The sequence below is a fragment of the Parabacteroides sp. KHUB-01 genome (assembly GCF_056640935.1).
The window spans coordinates 1583581-1602455 of record NZ_CM153256.1 but is presented as its reverse complement, the minus strand read 5'-3'; the positions used below and the strand labels follow the sequence as shown (position 1 = coordinate 1602455).

Annotated in this window: 12 protein-coding genes; 10 read left to right on the top strand and 2 right to left on the bottom strand. The window is 38.4% G+C overall.

Annotated elements, in window-relative coordinates; genetic code table 11:
* Positions 1 to 124: 124 nt before the first annotated feature.
* Complete coding sequence (locus ACYIAR_RS07200) at positions 125 to 1003, bottom strand: Rpn family recombination-promoting nuclease/putative transposase (protein WP_480333065.1); 879 nt, start codon at positions 1001 to 1003, stop codon at positions 125 to 127.
* Between the two features lie 283 nt (positions 1004 to 1286).
* Between ACYIAR_RS07200 and ACYIAR_RS07195 the strand changes: the two genes are divergently transcribed.
* The 10 genes from ACYIAR_RS07195 to ACYIAR_RS07150 all read left to right on the top strand — a co-directional run bounded on the left by ACYIAR_RS07195 (position 1287) and on the right by ACYIAR_RS07150 (position 16154).
* Positions 1287 to 1622: a hypothetical protein gene (locus tag ACYIAR_RS07195; protein ID WP_480333063.1), complete on the top strand. Its 336-nt coding sequence runs from the start codon at positions 1287 to 1289 to the stop codon at positions 1620 to 1622.
* 135 nt (positions 1623 to 1757) lie between these two features.
* Positions 1758 to 4445 carry a TonB-dependent receptor gene (locus ACYIAR_RS07190; RefSeq protein ID WP_480333061.1) on the top strand — a complete coding sequence of 896 codons (2688 nt, stop codon included), beginning with the start codon at positions 1758 to 1760 and terminating at the stop codon, positions 4443 to 4445.
* Between the two features lie 88 nt (positions 4446 to 4533).
* Positions 4534 to 5760, top strand: a complete 1227-nt coding sequence (locus ACYIAR_RS07185) for a hypothetical protein (RefSeq protein ID WP_480333059.1) — start codon at positions 4534 to 4536, stop codon at positions 5758 to 5760.
* Between the two features lie 126 nt (positions 5761 to 5886).
* Positions 5887 to 7101 (top strand): S-adenosylmethionine:tRNA ribosyltransferase-isomerase, encoded by a 1215-nt coding sequence (locus ACYIAR_RS07180; RefSeq protein WP_480333057.1) that lies wholly within the window; start codon positions 5887 to 5889, stop codon positions 7099 to 7101.
* A 97-nt stretch (positions 7102 to 7198) separates the two neighbouring features.
* Complete coding sequence (locus tag ACYIAR_RS07175; RefSeq protein ID WP_480333055.1) at positions 7199 to 8038, top strand: patatin-like phospholipase family protein; 840 nt, start codon at positions 7199 to 7201, stop codon at positions 8036 to 8038.
* A 228-nt stretch (positions 8039 to 8266) separates the two neighbouring features.
* Complete coding sequence (locus ACYIAR_RS07170; RefSeq protein WP_480333053.1) at positions 8267 to 9970, top strand: alpha-amylase family glycosyl hydrolase; 1704 nt, start codon at positions 8267 to 8269, stop codon at positions 9968 to 9970.
* 87 nt (positions 9971 to 10057) lie between these two features.
* The gene (locus tag ACYIAR_RS07165; protein WP_480333051.1) at positions 10058 to 10999 is read left to right on the top strand and encodes a ribose-phosphate pyrophosphokinase; all 942 of its coding nucleotides are present in this window, start codon (positions 10058 to 10060) and stop codon (positions 10997 to 10999) included.
* Between the two features lie 164 nt (positions 11000 to 11163).
* A complete protein-coding gene (locus tag ACYIAR_RS07160; protein WP_480333049.1) occupies positions 11164 to 13353 on the top strand; it encodes a glutamine synthetase III family protein in 2190 nt (729 codons plus the stop codon).
* Between the two features lie 108 nt (positions 13354 to 13461).
* Positions 13462 to 14790: an MATE family efflux transporter gene (locus ACYIAR_RS07155; protein ID WP_480333574.1), complete on the top strand. Its 1329-nt coding sequence runs from the start codon at positions 13462 to 13464 to the stop codon at positions 14788 to 14790.
* Between the two features lie 83 nt (positions 14791 to 14873).
* Positions 14874 to 16154, top strand: a complete 1281-nt coding sequence (locus ACYIAR_RS07150) for an O-acetylhomoserine aminocarboxypropyltransferase/cysteine synthase family protein (protein ID WP_480333047.1) — start codon at positions 14874 to 14876, stop codon at positions 16152 to 16154.
* Between the two features lie 117 nt (positions 16155 to 16271).
* Here ACYIAR_RS07150 and ACYIAR_RS07145 read toward each other — a convergent pair whose 3' ends face one another.
* On the bottom strand, positions 16272 to 18428 hold the full coding sequence (locus tag ACYIAR_RS07145) for an elongation factor G (protein ID WP_480333045.1): 2157 nt from the start codon (positions 18426 to 18428) through the stop codon (positions 16272 to 16274).
* Positions 18429 to 18875: the final 447 nt, after the last annotated feature.

Sequence of the window (18875 nt, the reverse complement as noted above, 5' to 3'; positions counted from 1 at the left end):
TATGGAGTTATGGCTCTGCTTCGCATAGCCTGTAAGTTAAACCAAAACGTCATTAGGATGCATAATGTTAAATTCAGATTATGTATTTATGTTATCTGACCGCATCCTAATGACAGATTGGGGTTTAATCTATATTTTCTATTTCTGATATGCTTAATCCTGTACTTTTGGATATAATATCAGCAGAAACCCCTAGCTGCTTAAGATTTCGGGCAACATCATATGAATTTTCTTTTTTACCTTTTTCCATTCCTTCCTCAAATCCTTCGGCTCTTCCTTCAGCAATCGCCTGCTCCTTCATGTAATTCCATGTATTATAATTATCACGGTAAACTTTGAGGCAGGCTTCATATTCATCACGTTCTTTCTTGTTCATATTGACAATACGGGCAAGCTCTTCCAGACGCTGGAAAAGGGCTTTCTGTCCTTTGAACTGTAAAGATTCCAATTTCTCCATATGCTTTAAATTGTATAGCCAATAATCCAATGGCGTTTCACATTCTTTTTCCGTTTTGTTGAATAATGGAAATTCGATGAATATCTCCCTTATCATTTTTGATACAGGTTCGCCCGTTTCCTTGTCGGCAAGGATTATGTCAGTGCGCACCTTGTTAGTCTTGCCACTTTTAAAATTCAGGAAGAATATTCCATATACGGGTACTATCTCGAAATTCCATCCATCTCCGATCTTGTCCTGAGCTGTTATTGCACGGCAAATATAATAAAGACCACGCTCATAAATATAAGGCTGGTTGCAATTTTGCATTTCTACTATAAACATATTGCCGTCTTTGTCCTTGCAGCGAAGGTCGAACACTGCTGTTCTGCCATCAGTCGTTTCCGGAGACATTTCCGTATTCATATATGTAAGGTCTTCGATATAACGTTCGCCTTCGAGGAGGTCGTTCAATAAATCTATTAACAACTCTTTGCTATTTTCCTGACCGAAAAGGATTTTAAAACCTCTGTCCACAAAAGGACTGATAAATACGTTATTTCCCATAGTAATTTGGATTTGATTAAACATAGTTCTACAAATTAATAGAAAAGAATTAATATTTCAAAGAAAAAACTTTTATCCTTGTCAACTAGTGTCTGAATCATTGTATCTTTTTAAATGTTTTGTTTCTCTGTTCGATATACAATTATAAAAAGTTTATAAATTGAATATATTTGATGACAATAGTTATTAACTAATCTTGCTTTTATTTGAAAACTCATATTGTTTTTGTCATTTTTTCCTACTTTTGGGAATTCCAGAGAAATAATAAATACTTTATTAAAATATGAAATCATTAAAGGTTTTGGCATTCTTGACATGCTGTATTATAATGAGTGGATGTTTTTCTTCTTCTTTAGGTGTAAGTAGATTTACTTCTGAGAAAATTGAAATAGGAATGAGCAAAGATGAATTTCTTAAAATATGCGGAAAACCTTTTGCTAAAGAAATGACGACTAATCGTTATAATAATAAGCCTGTGGAAAGATTATTGTATCAGGAGAGTTTATATTCATCAGAATGGTATGTATTGACTTCTGCTTTTGTATTTGAAGATGGAAAACTTATAAGCCAGGAAGTTGTCGGAAAAGAGGTCATTGGAGAAAAATCAGAAAAAAAATAGATTTTTTAGCTTGTAACAAAATCTAAACACATCGTAACATATATGAAATAAAATCGTAAAAGATGTAAAACATAAGTGTTTCTGTTATGAAATATCGCAGCCATAATTTTGCGTCGTGAAAATTATGGTAGTTATATGAATAGATTTTTATCAACGAAGTATTTATTACTTTTACTATTAACATTAATCCCTGCCTCGTTGATTAAGGCAGTTGACTTAAAAGGAGTTGTGAAAGACAAAACCAATCAGGAACCTTTGATTGGTGCAACAGTGCAGATTCAAGGAACAACAGTTGGAGCCATAACTGACATTGATGGTAACTTTGTTCTCTCAGGACTGGATAAAGGAACTTACACTTTGATTGCTTCTTATGTGTCTTATAAGGCAGAACAAATAGTAGTAAACACTAACCAGACTACAAGTATAGAAATCGTACTTTCTCCAGATAATCAACAGATAGATGAGGTAACAGTGGTTGCACGTAAAAAGCTTGAGTCGGAACAGGCTCTTTTGATGGAAAGACAGAAAGCTTCGGTTGCAATCGAGAATATTGGTTCGAAGGAAATGAGCATCAAAGGTATTTCGACTGTTGAGGATGGAGTGAAGAAAATTACAGGTATTTCGATAGCATCGGCAGGACAGTTGATTGTGCGTGGATTGGGTGACCGTTACAGTACAACTACGTTGAACGGATTGCCAATCGCTTCACCTAACCCTGATAATAAGTTGATTCCACTTGATTTATTCCCTACTTCTACTGTAAAGAATATTACTGTAAGTAAAGTATATGAAGCAAGTTCGTTTGCTGACTACTCTGGTGCGCATATTGATATCAGTACTAAGGATCAGACAGGTGAGGATTTCTTCTCTGTGTCATTGAATACAGGTGGTAAATTCAATACTCTCGGCCGTGAGTTTTACCAGATGGATAGAAATGGAACTTTGTTCAGAAACAATAATATGAGTTCAAATGTTCTGAATATGCCTTTGGCTGATTTTGAAGATTATTCATCAAAGAACAATATATTCAATACAACATTTCAGACTTCAAAAAGAACTGCTCTTCCTGAATTTGGCGGTAATATCGGATGGGGAAAGACTTATGATATTAACGGTCATAATCTCAGCATTCTTGCTTCATTAGGTATTAGCAATGGTTTGCAGACTATGCGTGATGCTACAGTGAAAACTCTTGAGGCAACAGGAACTACTCTTAACGAATTTGAATATGACAGTTATACTAATGAGCTTAAGATTGCCGGTTTGGGTAGTTTGGCCTATCAGTTGAAAGGTGCGGATTTATTAAGCTATACATTCTTCTATGCACGTAATGCCAGTGATACTTATCTGAATCGTGAAGGTATGGACTATGAAGATCATCATTTGTTCGGTAGCCATAGCGTTACACATATTTACAGCTTGCAGAATCATCAGTTGAATGGAAAACATAGTTTCGGTGATAACTGGTTGCTAAACTGGGGAGCTTCATACAGTAAGACTGGTAGTGATGAACCGGACCGCCGTCAGATAATGTTTATTGAAAATAACGGTAAACTAGAATTGTTCAAATTGAACAGACAGGAAACAATGCGCTACTTTGGCCAACTTGATGAAGATGAGTTTGCTGCAAATATCAGTAGTACATATAAGTTTGGCGAAATGAACAAGATTCAGTTCGGTTTCAATATGAAGAATAAGAGTCGTGATTATAGCAGTACTCGTTTCTACTATAATCTGAACAAATTGAATCCTGAAATCTCAAATATATATGATACTGATGATTATATGAATTTTGAGAATGTCCAGAATGGAACAATCGTTATTCAGCGCAGCCGTCAGCCTCGTGATGGATATAAGGCTGGTAACGATATCTATGCAGGATATGTTTCGGCAGATTATTATCCGATATCGGCATTGTTGATTAACGTTGGCGTACGTTATGAATCAAGCCGCCAGTGGGTTGATTATTACGGTGACGACGGTATTGCTAAAAGAAGAAACTTGGATAAGGATGATTTCTTCCCGGCAACAAACTTCAAATATCAGTTGAACGACGAAAACAGCTTGCGACTGTCATTCTCAAGAACAATCACTCGCCCGTCATTTATCGAAATGGCTCCGTTCCTTTATCAGGAATCATACGGATCAGCTCAGATTCGAGGTAACGAAGATTTGCAGAACGGATATAACTACAACCTGGATTTGAGATATGAATTGTTCAAGCAGAATCAGGATATGATTTCGGTTACAGGTTATTATAAGTATTTGAATTCACCAATCGAACGAATTCAGACATTGGCCGGTGGTGCTGCTGTTCACTCTTTCCGAAACGCAGAAGATGGTTTGGCAGCAGGTTTGGAAATTGAAATGAGAAAAGCTCTTACACGTGAATTGAAACTTGGTGTTAACGGTTCGTTCATGTACACAAACGTAAAATTGCCTGAAGGTGGTGCTTACACAAACAGCCAGAGAGCGTTGCAGGGCGCTTCACCTTATTTGGTTAATGCCGACTTGACATATTCTCCACGCATAAATGATAAGCAGGCACTTAGCGCAGCGTTGCTTTATAACTTGCAAGGTCCGCGTATTCACTCAGTAGGTATTTCAGGTTTGGGTGATGTCAAACAACGTCCGCAGCATACTTTGAATTTCAATGCTAATTATCAGATAAACGAGAAATTCTCACTTAAACTGAAAGTAAACGATATCCTAAACCAGGCAATTGTTTTCGAACAGGAAGTTCCAAGAGAGAACACAACTGTTGAGGTGGAAAGATTCAAGAAAGGTGTGAATTTTGAGGTAGGTTTCGGATATACATTGTGATAAGTTTTTGAGTTGAAATAAAAACTAACAAACTAACAAACTAACAAACTAACAAACTAAATATATAATTATATTAAATTTTGATCGTATGAAAACAACTAATTGGAAATTCTTAACAATGTCAATGTTAGCAGGTATGACTGCATTCACTTCTTGTGATAATGAAGATGGTAATGATCCAACTCCAGATCCAGAACCAAATCCGGTAGAATATAAACTTGAGGGTGAAATTACATCAGACATGACTTTGGAAGCAGGTCAGACTTATACATTGAGTGGCGGTGTTCATGTTAAGAAAGGTGCTACTTTGAGTATTCCTGAAGGAGTTAAGATTGTAGCTCAATACGATGATGTTGCTGATTATATTTTGATTGAGCAGGGTGCAAAAATCAATGCAGTTGGTACAGCTGAAAAACCAATCGTGATGACAAGTTCAAAAGAAGAAGTTGGTTCTTGGGGTGGTTTGCATATTTGCGGTTATGCTCATACTAATGTTTCTGGTGGTACTGGTGTTTCTGAAATCGGTGGCGCTACTTATGGTGGAGATGATGATGCCGACAACTCAGGTACTTTGAAATATATCCGTTTGGAATATACAGGTTTCGCTTTGGACGAAGAACATGAATCAAACGGTATTTCTTTCTATGGTGTAGGAAACGGAACAGTTGTTGAAAATATCCAGGCATACAAAGGTGCTGATGACGGTTTGGAATTCTTCGGTGGTTCTGTAAATGTTAAGAATATCGTTGTTACAAGCTGTAGTGATGACTCTTTCGACTGGACTGAAGGCTGGAACGGTAAAGGACAGTTCCTTGTTGCTTATCAGGAAGGTGAAAGCTCATTGGGTTATGATTGCGACTGCTTGATGGAATGCGATAACAACAGTAAGGACTTGGCTGCAACTCCAAAATCACATCCGGTTTTGGCAAACGTGACATTAGTTGGTAACGGTGGTGAAAAACAGGGCGTACGTCTTCGTGCCGGTACTCAGGTAGAATTGTATAACGCTATCATTGCAAATAAGGGTAAAGCATTGACAGTTGAAACTGTAGAAACAGAAAATTCATTGGCAGACGGTACTTCTGTTTTGGAGAATGTTGCTATCAGCACAGAATTGGATTCTGAAAATTCAATTTATACAAATGATATGTTTGTAAAAGCAGGTAACTTGACTAATCAGAAATTTGAATTGTCAGACTTGTTCGTAGGAACAATTGAAGGTGGTTCAAAAGTTGAAGATTCTTTCTTTGTTGACGCTCCTTATAAAGGTGCTGTAAGCGCAGACAATAACTGGACTGCAGGTTGGACTTTGTAAACCGAACTACCAATATTTGACTCACATATATTATTAATAGCCTCGGAGAGCTTCGGTTCTTCGGGGCTTTTTAGTTATTGAACTCATGTTTTTTGATTAACTTTGCGCCATAATCAATTATTCGAGATGAATACGCAGCAAATACACATAGACGATTTCAATTATGAACTGCCGGATGAGAGAATAGCCAAGTTTCCGCTTCCACGCAGAGATGAATCAAAATTACTTGTTTATAAGAATGGTAATATAAGCGAGAGCCAGTTTAAGAATATAGCGTCATTATTGCCGGAGAAATCATTGTTGGTTTATAACAATACGCGTGTAATTCAGGCTCGCCTGTTGTTCCAGAAATCAACAGGAGCAAAGATTGAAATATTCTGCCTTGAGCCTGTTGTTCCTCATGATTATGCATTGGTGTTTCAGCAGAACGAATCATGTAGCTGGAATTGCCTTGTCGGAAATCTTAAGAAGTGGAAAGAAGGAGCATTGACTAAAACTGTCATTATTGATGGTAATGAGGTTACAATGACGGCTGAAAAGAAAGAAAGTTATGGTGATACTCATTTGATTGAATTCAAATGGGATAATTCTGATTATACTTTTGCTGATTTGCTTGATGCTGCCGGAGTTCTTCCGATTCCTCCATATTTGCATCGAGAGACACAGAAAAGCGATTTGCAGACCTATCAGACTGTATATTCTAAAATAAAAGGTTCGGTTGCAGCTCCAACTGCCGGTTTGCATTTTACACCTGAAGTCCTTGCAGATGTTGATGCTCATGGAATAATGAGAGAGGAGGTTACTCTTCATGTAGGTGCAGGAACTTTTAAGCCTGTGAAGAGCGAGACTATTGAAGGTCATGAGATGCATACTGAATTTATTTCAGTGAAACGTTCGGCAATTGAAAATATAAAGGGGAAATTGGGAAATATCATAGCTGTAGGAACTACCTCGGTGAGAACACTCGAAAGTCTTTATTACATAGGAGTTCTTTTGGGAAATAATCCTGATATTGCAGCTGAAGATATTCATATTAAACAATGGATGCCATATTCAGAAGAAAATAATCTTATTTCGGCGGATGAGGCTTTTCAGAATATTCTCAACTATTTGGACAGTCATAAACTGGAAGCTCTTGTTGGTTCAACCCAGATAATAATTGCTCCGGGATATGAATTTAAGGTTGTAAGAGGTATAATAACCAATTTCCATCAGCCTAAGAGTACGTTGATTCTTCTTATTTCAGCTTTTGTTAAAGGAAATTGGAGACCAATATATGATTATGCATTGAATAATGGTTTCCGTTTTCTGAGTTATGGCGACAGCTCGCTGTTGCTTTAGGCTGTTATTTCGTCTCCATACAAAAAAACACAAAAATGTAACACTTTATCCGAAAAAAAGTTACATCTTTGAGAGACGATAATAAAAGAGTTGATATATGACAGATGAGAAAACTCCCATGCCGTATAAATTAGGCTTGGCATTAAGTGGTGGAGGCGCAAGAGGTTTTGCTCACCTAGGCGCCTTCAAAATGTTGGAAGAGTGCGGTTTGAAACCTGATATAATTGCAGGTACAAGTGCTGGAGCTTTGATGGGTACACTGTTTGCTGATGGATATACGGCAGAAGAAATAAAACGCCTTTTTACTGATAGAGAGTTTTCAGAGTTCGCTCAGTTACAAATACCAAAGTCTGGTCTGTTTGATACAGAACGTTTTCAGGATTTTCTTAAACGTCATTTAAGAGCGAAAAGGATTGAAGACTTGAAAATACCAATGGTTATAGTTGCCACTGACCTTGATAATGGTGTCAGCCGCGAGTTCCGTGAGGGGCCGATAGTTGAGGCTGTAACTGCTTCATGTAGTATTCCAATAATTTTCAGTCCTGTTGAGATTGATGGGATAAATTATGTTGACGGTGGATTGTTTAAGAATTTCCCGGTTTCTGTTATCCGTGATGAATGTGAGAGAATTATTGGTGTTAATGTAAGTCCTCTTATCCCGAAAAAATATAAACAGACTTTGTTCCATATAGCAGTGCGTTCTTATAATTATATTTTTCAGGCGAATTCTTTGGAAGACCGTGAACTTTGTGACTTGCTTATAGAAGCACAGGAGGTTGGTCTTTATAAAACATTTGATCTGGATAGTATTGATGAAATTGCTAATATTGGTTATGAAGAGTCTGCAAAAGCCTTTGCAAAGATGATCGGCGAAAATAAGTGTGAAGCTTTGATCAAGGCTATAGATGCAGGTAAACGTAAAGCCTTGGAATCATAATAATTTAAGTTTCGCAAGCTCAACTTCCAGATAACAAGTTGACAAGAAGACAAGTTAACAAGATTTTTGGATAATAATTTGTGAAATTACAGGTGTTCTGATCTTGTCAACTTGTATCTGAAGCCTTGTTTACTTTATATAAGTTGAGCAACTAGCGAAACTTAACTTAATTAATAAAGATAATGAATGCATAATAAGCTTTCGCTATTATGCTAAATATATAGACCTATGAAAACTGATAGAAAACAAACAGAGAAAATGGTTATTTACCAAGTGTTCCCACGCTGGTTTGGAAACATGACCACATCGCCAGTGAAAAACGGAAGTATATTTGAAAATGGTGTGGGAAAGTTTTCTGATTTTACTCCGGAAGCTTTATCCAAAATAAAGGAACTAGGTGTAAATCATATCTGGTACACTGGTGTAATCGAACATGCCACAAAAACAGATTATACATTATATAATATAGCAAAAGACCATGATGCGGTTGTAAAAGGTAACGCCGGTTCTCCATATGCAATCAAGGACTATTTTGATATTGATCCTGATTTGGCGGACAATGTTACTAATAGAATGGAGGAATTCGAGGCTCTTGTTGAGCGAACTCATGAAGCTGGTATGAAAATTATAATTGATTTTGTCCCTAATCATGTTGCTCGTCAGTACAAGTCGGATGTCCGTCATTCATATATTGAAGGTTTGGGAGAAAAAGATGATTGTACTAAAGCTTTTGATCCAAACAACAATTTCTATTATATACCTGATCAACCTTTGGTGCTTCATTTCGGAGCTCAATGCGAAGATTATGAATACAGCGAATTCCCGGCAAAGGTTACAGGAAACGACTGTTTTTCTGCTTTCCCTTCTCAAAATGACTGGTATGAAACTGTGAAGTTGAATTACGGAGTTGATTACATGAATGGAAGAACTAAGCATTTCAATCCTATACCAAGTACATGGAAGAAAATGCTTAACATTCTTTTGTTCTGGGCTGCTAAAGGTATTGATGGTTTCCGTTGTGACATGGCAGAAATGGTGCCTGTTGAGTTTTGGAATTGGGCAATACCGGCAGTAAAAGAGAAATATCCTGTATGTTTTATTGCTGAAGTTTATAATCCATCTGAATATAGAAACTATATCTTCAATGGTCATTTTGATTATTTGTATGATAAAGTTGGATTGTATGATACTCTTCGTAATGTGATGTGCGGAAATCAATATGCTTCAGATATATCATATTGCTGGCAATCACTTGACGGAATACAAAGCAATATGCTGAATTTCCTTGAAAATCATGATGAGCAGAGAATTGCTTCAGACTTTTTCGCCGGGAATGCACTTCCTGGAATACCAGCTATGGCTGTTTCTGCACTTATGAATACGAATCCGGTTATGATTTATTGCGGTCAGGAATTAGGTGAGCCGGGAATGGATGAGGAAGGCTTTAGTGGCCGTGACGGACGAACAACCATATTTGATTATTGGAGTTTGAAATCGTTGCGTGACTGGAATAACAATGGAAAGTTTGACGGGGCAGGTCTTAGTGAAGAACAGAAATATTTGCGTCAAACATATTCTAAAATACTTCATTTGGCAAAAGAAGAGCCAGCTATTGTCAAAGGGGAATTTTATGATTTGATGTATGCAAATTCATCGAATCCATATTTTAATACTCATCGTCAGTATGCATTTTTAAGGAAATATGATAATGAAGTCATTCTCATTGTAGCTAATTTCGACAAGAGCGAGCAAAAAGTGCGTGTTGAAATTCCTTCAGATGCCTTTAATGTATTGGGATTTGAGGATAATAAGGCTGCAAGACAAATTGATTTGTTCAGTGGGTTTGAAACTGTAAGTACATTGACAGAATCATGGCCGTATCAAGTGGTAATTCCTGGATATTCGGCAAGAATAATCAAGTTTGTGTATTGAAAATGTGCTTAAACTTGAGTAATTAATAATCTTTTCATACCTTTGCAACAAATTTATTATATTCACTTAAGATAAAAATTCGGAATAATGAGTGCACAAACTCCTTTCTTGGTGTTTTCAGGTACAAACACCCGTTATCTTGCAGAGAAAATTTGTAAAAGCTTAGGTTGTCCTCTTGGACAGATGAACATTCAGCATTTTGCTGACGGAGAGTTCTCTGTTTCTTATGAAGAATCAATCCGTGGCCGTGATGTTTTCTTGGTTCAGTCAACATTCCCGAATGCTGACAATTTGATGGAATTGTTGCTTATGATTGATGCTGCAAAGCGTGCTTCTGCTCACTCTATCATAGCTGTTATTCCTTACTTTGGTTGGGCTCGTCAGGACAGAAAAGACAAACCACGTGTTGCTATCGGTGCAAAACTCATTGCAGATATGTTGAGTGCAGCTGGTATCGACCGTCTGATTACAATGGACTTCCATGCTGATCAGATTCAGGGATTCTTCAATGTTCCTGTTGACCACTTGTATGCTTCTTCTATTTTCTTGGATTACATCAAGAATAATCTTTCTCTGGATAACTTGTGTATTGCAACTCCGGATGTTGGTGGAACTAAGCGTGCAAGTAGCTATGCTAAGTATCTTGGCGTTCCTATGGTTATCTGCCATAAGTCACGTTTGCGTGCAAATGAAGTTGCTGAAATGAGAATTATCGGTGACGTTGAAGGTTTGGACGTATTGTTGGTTGACGATATGGTTGATACAGCAGGTACAATTACAAAAGCTGCAAACTTGATGTTGGAAAACGGTGCAAAATCTGTACGTGCTATTGCCAGCCATGCAGTAATGTCAGATCCTGCTTCAACACGTGTTGACCAGTCTGCTCTTTCTGAAATGATTTTCACAGATTCTATTCCTTATTCTAAGAAATGTGATAAGGTTAAGATTCTTTCTGTAGCAGATATGTTTGCTGAAGCTATCCGTCGTGTATGTAGCGGTGAATCTATCAGCTCTTTGTATGTTATTTAAGCCTATTCTTTTCAAAGGCAATATATTGGGCATGGACACAATTTGTGTTCATGCCTTTTTTAATGAAACAATTGACTTTAGCTAAAAAAAATAAATAGCGTAGAAATAACGCGTAAAATCCAGTATCTTTGCAATTAATTATACAATAATATAAACAGAAGATTATGTCAATCTCACGCTTTAATGCAGTGGAGAAAGCTTCTAATCGTAAGGCGGTTGAAGCTGTGGCTCCAGAACAGAAAGTATCGGAATTCTTTGGCGAGAATGTATTTAATCGCAAAGCGATGCAAAAGTATCTCTCAAAAGAAACCTACAAAGCCTTGACTCAGGCAATTGACAGTGGTACACCGATTGACCGTGAAATAGCAAATCTGGTTGCAGCCGGCATGCGTATGTGGGCTTTGGAAAAAGGTGTTACACACTACACTCACTGGTTCCAGCCTTTGACTGACGGAACAGCAGAAAAACATGATGCTTTTGTGGAACATGACGGAAATGGTGGAATGATTGAAGAGTTCAGCGGTAAGTTGCTTGTCCAGCAGGAACCTGATGCATCCAGTTTCCCTAACGGTGGGTTAAGAAACACTTTCGAGGCTCGTGGATATTCTGCGTGGGATCCTTCATCTCCGGCATTTATTATCGATGATACATTGTGTATCCCTACTATCTTTATAGCATATACTGGTGAAGCTTTGGACTATAAAACTCCTCTTATCCGTTCAATTGAAGCTTTGACTAGCGCAGCTAAAGATGTTTGTCATTATTTCAATGAAGATGTAAATAAGATTATTTCATATTTGGGATGGGAACAGGAATATTTCCTTGTAGATGAGGATTTGTATTCTGCTCGTCCGGACTTGTCGTTGACTGAACGTACTTTGTTAGGTCATGAGAGTGCTAAAAACCAGCAGTTGGACGACCATTATTTCGGCGCTATTCCTTCACGTGTGCAGGAATTCATGAAAGATTTGGAAGTAGAATGCTACAAACTTGGTATTCCTGTTAAGACTCGTCATAATGAGGTTGCTCCTAACCAGTTTGAGTTGGCTCCGATTTATGAGGAATGTAACTTGGCAAACGACCATAACCAGCTGTTGATGTCTGTAATGAAACGTGTTGCCCGCCAGCATAATTTCCGTGTTTTGCTCCATGAAAAACCGTTTAAGGGTGTGAATGGTTCAGGTAAACACTGTAACTGGTCAATGGGAACAGACACAGGTATCAACTTGTTCTCTCCAGGAAAGAACCGTGAGGACAACCTTCGCTTTATAACATTCGTTGTGAATGCTATCATGGCGGTTTATAAATATAACGCATTGTTGAAAGCAAGTATTGCTTCTGCAACTAATGCTCACCGTTTGGGTGCAAATGAAGCTCCTCCAGCAATCATTTCTTCTTTCTTGGGTTCTCAGATTTCAGAAGTATTGGATAAGTTTGAGAATTGCTCAATAGAAGATGCAATTGAAATTGACGATAAGAACCGTTTGCATTTAGGATTCGGTCAGATTCCTGAATTGTTGGTAGACAATACAGACCGTAACCGAACTTCACCTTTTGCATTCACAGGAAACCGTTTTGAATTCCGTGCATTGGGTTCATCTGCAAACTGTGGTGCAGCAATGTTGGCATTGAATTCAGCAGTTGCTTATCAGCTTCGCCAGTTCAAGGCAGATGTTGAGTCTTTGCGTGCTGCCGGAAAGAGTAAGGAGCAGGCAATCTTTGAAGTTCTTAAAGCTTATATCAAGGAATCAAAACCAATTCGTTTTGATGGAAACGGATATAGCGATGAGTGGAAAGAAGAAGCATTGCGCCGTGGTTTGGATTGCGAAAACAGTGTTCCATTGCAGTATGACGCTTATCTGAAACCTGAAGTAATCAAGATGTTCGAAGAAACAGGTGTTCTAAGCAAGAAGGAACTTGAAGCCCGCAACGAAGTTAAATGGGAAGTATATATAAAGAAAGTACAGATTGAAGCCAGAGTTCTTGGCGATTTGTCTTTGAACCATATTATTCCGGTTGTTATCCGTTATCAGTCTGTTCTTTTGGATAATATTGCTAAATTGAAGGAAAGCTTCGGTGATGCTGAATATGCAGAACTTTCAGAAGAACCACGTCGCCTTGTAAGAAAGATTGCCGGACATATTAATGCCGTAACAAAGAAGGTGGACGAAATGGTTGAAGCTAGAAAGAAAGCAAACAGAATTTCTGACTTGAGAACAAAAGCAATAGCATATCATGACACTGTTGCTCCATATTTGGATGAAATCCGTAATCATATTGATGAATTGGAGTTGATGGTAGATAACCAGATGTGGCCGTTGCCAAAATATCGTGAGCTTTTGTTTATCCGATAATATTTTGCGAATAATATAATTCGGGAATGAAGAAATTGTATTCATTTGTAAGATGATACTTTTTCTTCATTCCTTTTTTATTGTTTTATAATTGTCATTCATTATTTGATAATGGGAACTAAAAATTTAACAGAAGGACCGATTAAGAAACAGTTGTTCAATCTTGCTTTGCCGATAATGGGAACGTCTTTCATTCAGATGGCTTATAGCTTGACTGATATGGCTTGGGTTGGACGTTTGGGAAGTGAGGCTGTAGCTGCAATCGGTGCAGTTGGTATTCTGACCTGGATGACTCAGTCTCTTTCTTACCTTAACAAGGTTGGTTCTGAGGTTTCAGTCGGACAAAGCATTGGTGCCAGAAATACAGATGAAGCAAAGGCTTATGCTTCGCATAATCTTACAATGGCGCTGATTATTTCAATAGTGTGGGGCACTTTGTTGTTTACCTTTGCATTTCCCATTATTTCTTTATATAAACTGGAAGACAGTATCACGGAAAAGGCTGTAGAATATTTGCGTATTGTTGCTTCCGGTTTCCCGTTTATATTTCTGACTTCAGCCTTCACAGGGATACACAATGCTGCAGGGCTGAGTAAAGTTCCCTTCTATATTAGCGGAACCGGTCTTCTGTTGAATATGATTTTGGACCCTTTGTTTATACTGGTGTTTGGCTGGGGAACAGCAGGTGCAGCTTACGCTACTTGGTGTTCACAATTGCTGGTAGTGTTGCTTTTTGTCTATCAGTTGAAAAAACGGCATCCGTTGTGGGACAACTTCAACTTCTTTGTTCCTCTCAAATCTTCATATTGCAGTAAAATAATTCATTTGGGTCTTCCGGTTGCTTTGCTTAACTGTTTCTTTGCTGTGATAAATCTTTTGATGGGACGAACAGCTTCTACTTATGGCGGACATTACGGATTGATGGCTCTTACCGCAGGTGGACAAATTGAAGCAATTGCATGGAATACGTCTCAGGGATTCAGCACTGCTCTGAGTGCTTTTACTGCACAAAATTATGCTGCACGAAAAAGAGAAAGGGTTTACAGTGCATATCGCACTACTATGTTGATGACTTCTGTGTTCGGACTGTTCTGCACTTTGTTGTTTGTTTTCTTTGGTGGAGAACTATTCTCTGTGATTGTTCCTGAAAAGGCTGCATATGAAGCCGGAGGTCTGTTCCTGAAAATTGACGGATATTCAATGATTTTCATGATGATTGAAATAACCATGCAGGGTTTGTTTTATGGCACCGGACGCACTGTCCCTCCGGCAATAATAAGTATAACATTCAATACTCTTCGTCTTCCGTTGGCAATCTTCCTTGGTTATATAGGATTCGGAATTGCAGGTGTATGGTGGGCTATCAGTATTTCCAGCATATTGAAAGGTATAGTTTCTTTTATATGGTTCAGAATCCTTGAAAAGAAAATCTGGTGAAAACTTGGATAAATTAGGTATATTTGCGTGTCGATTTGACATTATTGATAGTCTGATTGTAATAATTCAAATATTTAAATTATATGGAAAAGCAATTTAAGCCGGAAACACTTTGTGTTCAGGCAGGATGGAATCCTAAAAAAGGAGAGCCTCGTGTGCTTCCTATTTATCAGAGTACAACATTCAAATATGAAACCAGCGAGCAGATGGCACGTCTGTTTGATTTGGAGGACAGCGGATATTTCTACACTCGTCTTCAGAATCCTACAAATGATGCTGTTGCTTCAAAGATAGCAGCTCTTGAAGGCGGTGTGGCTGCAATGCTTACTTCTTCAGGTCAGGCTGCAAATTTCTTCACATTCTTCAATATTTGTGAGGTTGGCGACCATATCGTAAGTGCAACAAGTATCTATGGTGGAACATACAATCTTCTTTCTGTTACGCTGAAAAAGATGGGCATCGAATGTACTTTTGTTGACCAGGATGCTAGCGAGGAAGAAATAAGCAAAGCTTTCCGCCCTAACACTAAAATGATGTTTGGCGAAACTTTGTCTAATCCTGGCGTGATGGTTCTGGATATTGAGAAGTTTGCCCGTATTGCTCACAAACATGGAGTGCCATTGGTTGTCGACAACACTTTTGCTACACCAATCAACTGCCGTCCGTTTGAATGGGGAGCTGATATTGTTACTCATTCAACTACAAAATATATGGATGGCCATGCTTGTTGTGTTGGTGGTTGCATTGTTGATAGCGGTAATTTCGACTGGGATGCTCATGCAGACAAATTCCCTGGCTTGTGCACTCCAGATGAATCATATCACGGATTGACTTATACAAAGACATTCGGAAAACTGGCATTTATCACAAAGGCAACTTCACAGCTTATGCGCGACCTTGGCTCAATCCAGTCACCTCAGAATGCTTTCCTTCTGAACCTTGGTCTTGAATCTTTGCATCTCCGTGTTCCACAGCATTGTAAAAACGCTCAGAAGGTTGCAGAGTGGCTTGAAAAGTGCGACAAAGTAGCATGGGTAAATTATCCTGGATTGAAGAGCAACAAATATTATGACCTAGCTCAGAAATATCTTCCTAACGGTTCTTGCGGTGTTCTTTCATTCGGTTTGAAAGGTGGTCGTGATGTAGCAATCCGCTTTATGGATAATCTTAAGTTGGCAGCAATCGTTACTCACGTTGCTGATGCTCGTACATGCGTATTGCATCCGGCCAGTCACACTCACCGTCAGTTGTCCGACGAACAGTTGCGTGAGGCAGGAATTGCTCCGGACCTTATCCGTTTCTCTGTTGGTATTGAAAATGCTGATGATATAATTGCTGATATTGAGCAAGCGTTGAATAGATAATTATAGTTGACGAGTTAATGAGTTGACGAGATAATAAGTTATATTTGATAAAAAGCAAGGCGGCCTGTTTCTCACGAAACTAGCCGCCTTTATTATTTAACCTAAAACAAAAAAATATTAGTCTTCGGTTTGTGATGCTTCATAAGCCTTCAACAGTTTTTCCTGAACATCTGAAGGAACCAATTCGTATGAAGCAAACTTCATTGTGAACGAAGCTCGTCCACCGGTGATAGAACTTAATGAAGTAGAATAGTTAGACATTTCTTTCAAAGGAACCTTAGCCAATAGCTTTTCAAAACCTTTTTCACTATTCATACCCATAATCAATGCTCGGCGGCTCTGTAGGTCACTCATCACGTCGCCAAGGAAATCTGCCGGTACTGAAACTTCTACATCATAAACAGGTTCAAGAATCTTAGGTCCTGCTTCTTTGAACGCTGCACTGAATGCATTACGTCCGGCAAGCATAAATGAAATTTCGTTACTGTCAACCGGGTGCATCTTACCATCATAAACGCAGATACGTACGTCGCGTGCATATGAGCCAGTCAATGGACCTTGTTCCATGCGTCCCATAATACCTTTTAAAATTGCAGGCAAGAAACGTGAATCAATTGCACCACCAACAATACAGTTTACGAATACCAGTTTACCACCCCAATCCAAATCAATTATTTGAGTATCTCTTACGTTCATCTTATATTCCTGACCGCCAAAACGATATGTGTCAGGAACAGGCATACCTTCGTAATAAGGTTCAACAATCAGGTGAACTTCACCGAATTGGCCAGCACCACCAGACTGTTTCTTGTGTCTGTAGTCAGCGCGAGCTGCCTTAGTGATAGTTTCACGATATGGAATCTTCGGTTCCATAAATTCAACAGCCAATTTGTCGTTGTTCTCGATTCTCCATTTCAGAGTACGCAAGTGGAATTCTCCCTGTCCGAGAACGATTGTCTGTTTCAATTCTTTTGATTGTTCGATAATCCATGTCGGGTCCTCTTCGCGCATACGGAAAAGAATTTCCATCATCTTTTCAGCGTCAGCCTCGTTGACAGGCTTGATAGCACGGCGATATTTTGGATCCGGATATTTAATGAAGTCGAAACGATAGTCACAACCTTTGCCGTTCAATGTGTTTCCACGGCGAACGTCTTTAAGTTTAACAGTTGCACCTATATCACCTGCAACCATTTCAGGAACTTCTGTTCTGTTCTGACCGGCAATGCAGAACAACTGAGTGATACGTTCTTTTGAACCTCTGTCGGCATTCTGCAAATCGTCGCCGGCTTTAACCTTACCTGATAATACCTTAAAGTATGAAACTTGTCCGATATGAGGCTCAACAGTAGTTTTGAAGAAGAACAAGCTTGTTGGTCCGTTTACATCTGGAGTAACTTCAACACCTTCAGTTGTAACCAAACGTGGCATCTTGTCTGTGCAAGGAACAACGTTGCCAAGGAATTCCAATGTACGGCGAACGCACATATCTCTGCCTGCACATACGCAGAATACAGGGAACATATTGCGAGTAACCAAACCAGCACGGATACCGGCACGCATATCGTCTTCGCTCAAAGTACCTTCTTCAAAGAATTTTTCCATCAAAGCATCGTCGTGTTCTGCTGCAGATTCAACCAATGCCTTGTGCAATTCCATAGCTTTTTCAGATTCTTCAGCCGGGATTTCAAGAACTTCAGGAACACCGCCTTCCGGTTTCCAGCGATACATTTTCATCTTCAACACGTCCACAACGGCATTGAATGAAGCACCGCAAGTTACAGGATACTGAATCTGAACCACCTTGCTGCCCCAACGGTCTTTAAGCTGGGCTACAGTACCTTCATAATCTGCTTTGTCATTATCCAACTGATTGACAACGAAGATTACAGGCTTGTGGAACTGGTCTGTATAGCGGAATTGATTTATTGTACCAACTTCAACACCATATTGTGCGTTCAACACCATCAATGCTGTATCTGTAACATTCAGAGCTGAAACCGCACCTCCGATAAAGTCATCAGAACCCGGGCAGTCAATGAAGTTCAGTTTTCTGTCTTGCCATTCAACACTGAAAACGGTTGAGAAAACAGAATATCCGTATTCTTTCTCAACCGGGAAATAGTCGCACACAGTATTCCCGTTTTCAACGGAACCGCGACGTTTTATAACTCCACCCTCGAAAAGCATTGCTTCAGCGAGAGTGGTTTTCCCAGAGCCTGAACTTCCCAATATGGAGATATTCTTAATTTCATTAGTTTGGTATACTTTCATATCATATAGGTATTTAAAGGTTAAACATATAGTTTTGTTACGATTTTTGTTTTATCGTGAGCGCAAATTATAAATACTCTTCTAGAAAAGCAAAAGATATCTGTTGTTTGAAAACAATGTTGTTCAGCAGTTGTATAGCCTTATTTGTCCGCTTATCTGATTATTAACTATGTTTTTAGGGCTTGTTTCTATTGTTCAATATTCTTGTATTATAACTTTTGCATGTTTTTAAGCTGTATTTTGTCTAAAATGTAGTATTCTGAATCGATTTTGTTAATATGTTTATAATCTTGTATTTACATTTTCATCGTATTTCTATGCCTTGAAAAACTTTTTTCATAATATATGGAAATAAATTTTCATGCTGATGAAAAAGAATTTTCATAATATATGGAAAAAGTTTTTCATAATATGTGGAAAAAGTTTTTCATAATATGTGGAAAAAAA

What these genes read in the sequence shown, in the direction of transcription:
- ACYIAR_RS07200 (WP_480333065.1), bottom strand. Translation starts at nt 1,003, where the DNA reads ATGGGAAATAACGTATTTATCAGTCCTTTTGTGGACAGAGGTTTTAAA.
- ACYIAR_RS07195 (WP_480333063.1), top strand. Translation starts at nt 1,287, where the DNA reads ATGAAATCATTAAAGGTTTTGGCATTCTTGACATGCTGTATTATAATG.
- ACYIAR_RS07190 (WP_480333061.1), top strand. Translation starts at nt 1,758, where the DNA reads ATGAATAGATTTTTATCAACGAAGTATTTATTACTTTTACTATTAACA.
- ACYIAR_RS07185 (WP_480333059.1), top strand. Translation starts at nt 4,534, where the DNA reads ATGAAAACAACTAATTGGAAATTCTTAACAATGTCAATGTTAGCAGGT.
- ACYIAR_RS07180 (WP_480333057.1), top strand. Translation starts at nt 5,887, where the DNA reads ATGAATACGCAGCAAATACACATAGACGATTTCAATTATGAACTGCCG.
- ACYIAR_RS07175 (WP_480333055.1), top strand. Translation starts at nt 7,199, where the DNA reads ATGACAGATGAGAAAACTCCCATGCCGTATAAATTAGGCTTGGCATTA.
- ACYIAR_RS07170 (WP_480333053.1), top strand. Translation starts at nt 8,267, where the DNA reads ATGAAAACTGATAGAAAACAAACAGAGAAAATGGTTATTTACCAAGTG.
- ACYIAR_RS07165 (WP_480333051.1), top strand. Translation starts at nt 10,058, where the DNA reads ATGAGTGCACAAACTCCTTTCTTGGTGTTTTCAGGTACAAACACCCGT.
- ACYIAR_RS07160 (WP_480333049.1), top strand. Translation starts at nt 11,164, where the DNA reads ATGTCAATCTCACGCTTTAATGCAGTGGAGAAAGCTTCTAATCGTAAG.
- ACYIAR_RS07150 (WP_480333047.1), top strand. Translation starts at nt 14,874, where the DNA reads ATGGAAAAGCAATTTAAGCCGGAAACACTTTGTGTTCAGGCAGGATGG.
- ACYIAR_RS07145 (WP_480333045.1), bottom strand. Translation starts at nt 18,428, where the DNA reads ATGAAAGTATACCAAACTAATGAAATTAAGAATATCTCCATATTGGGA.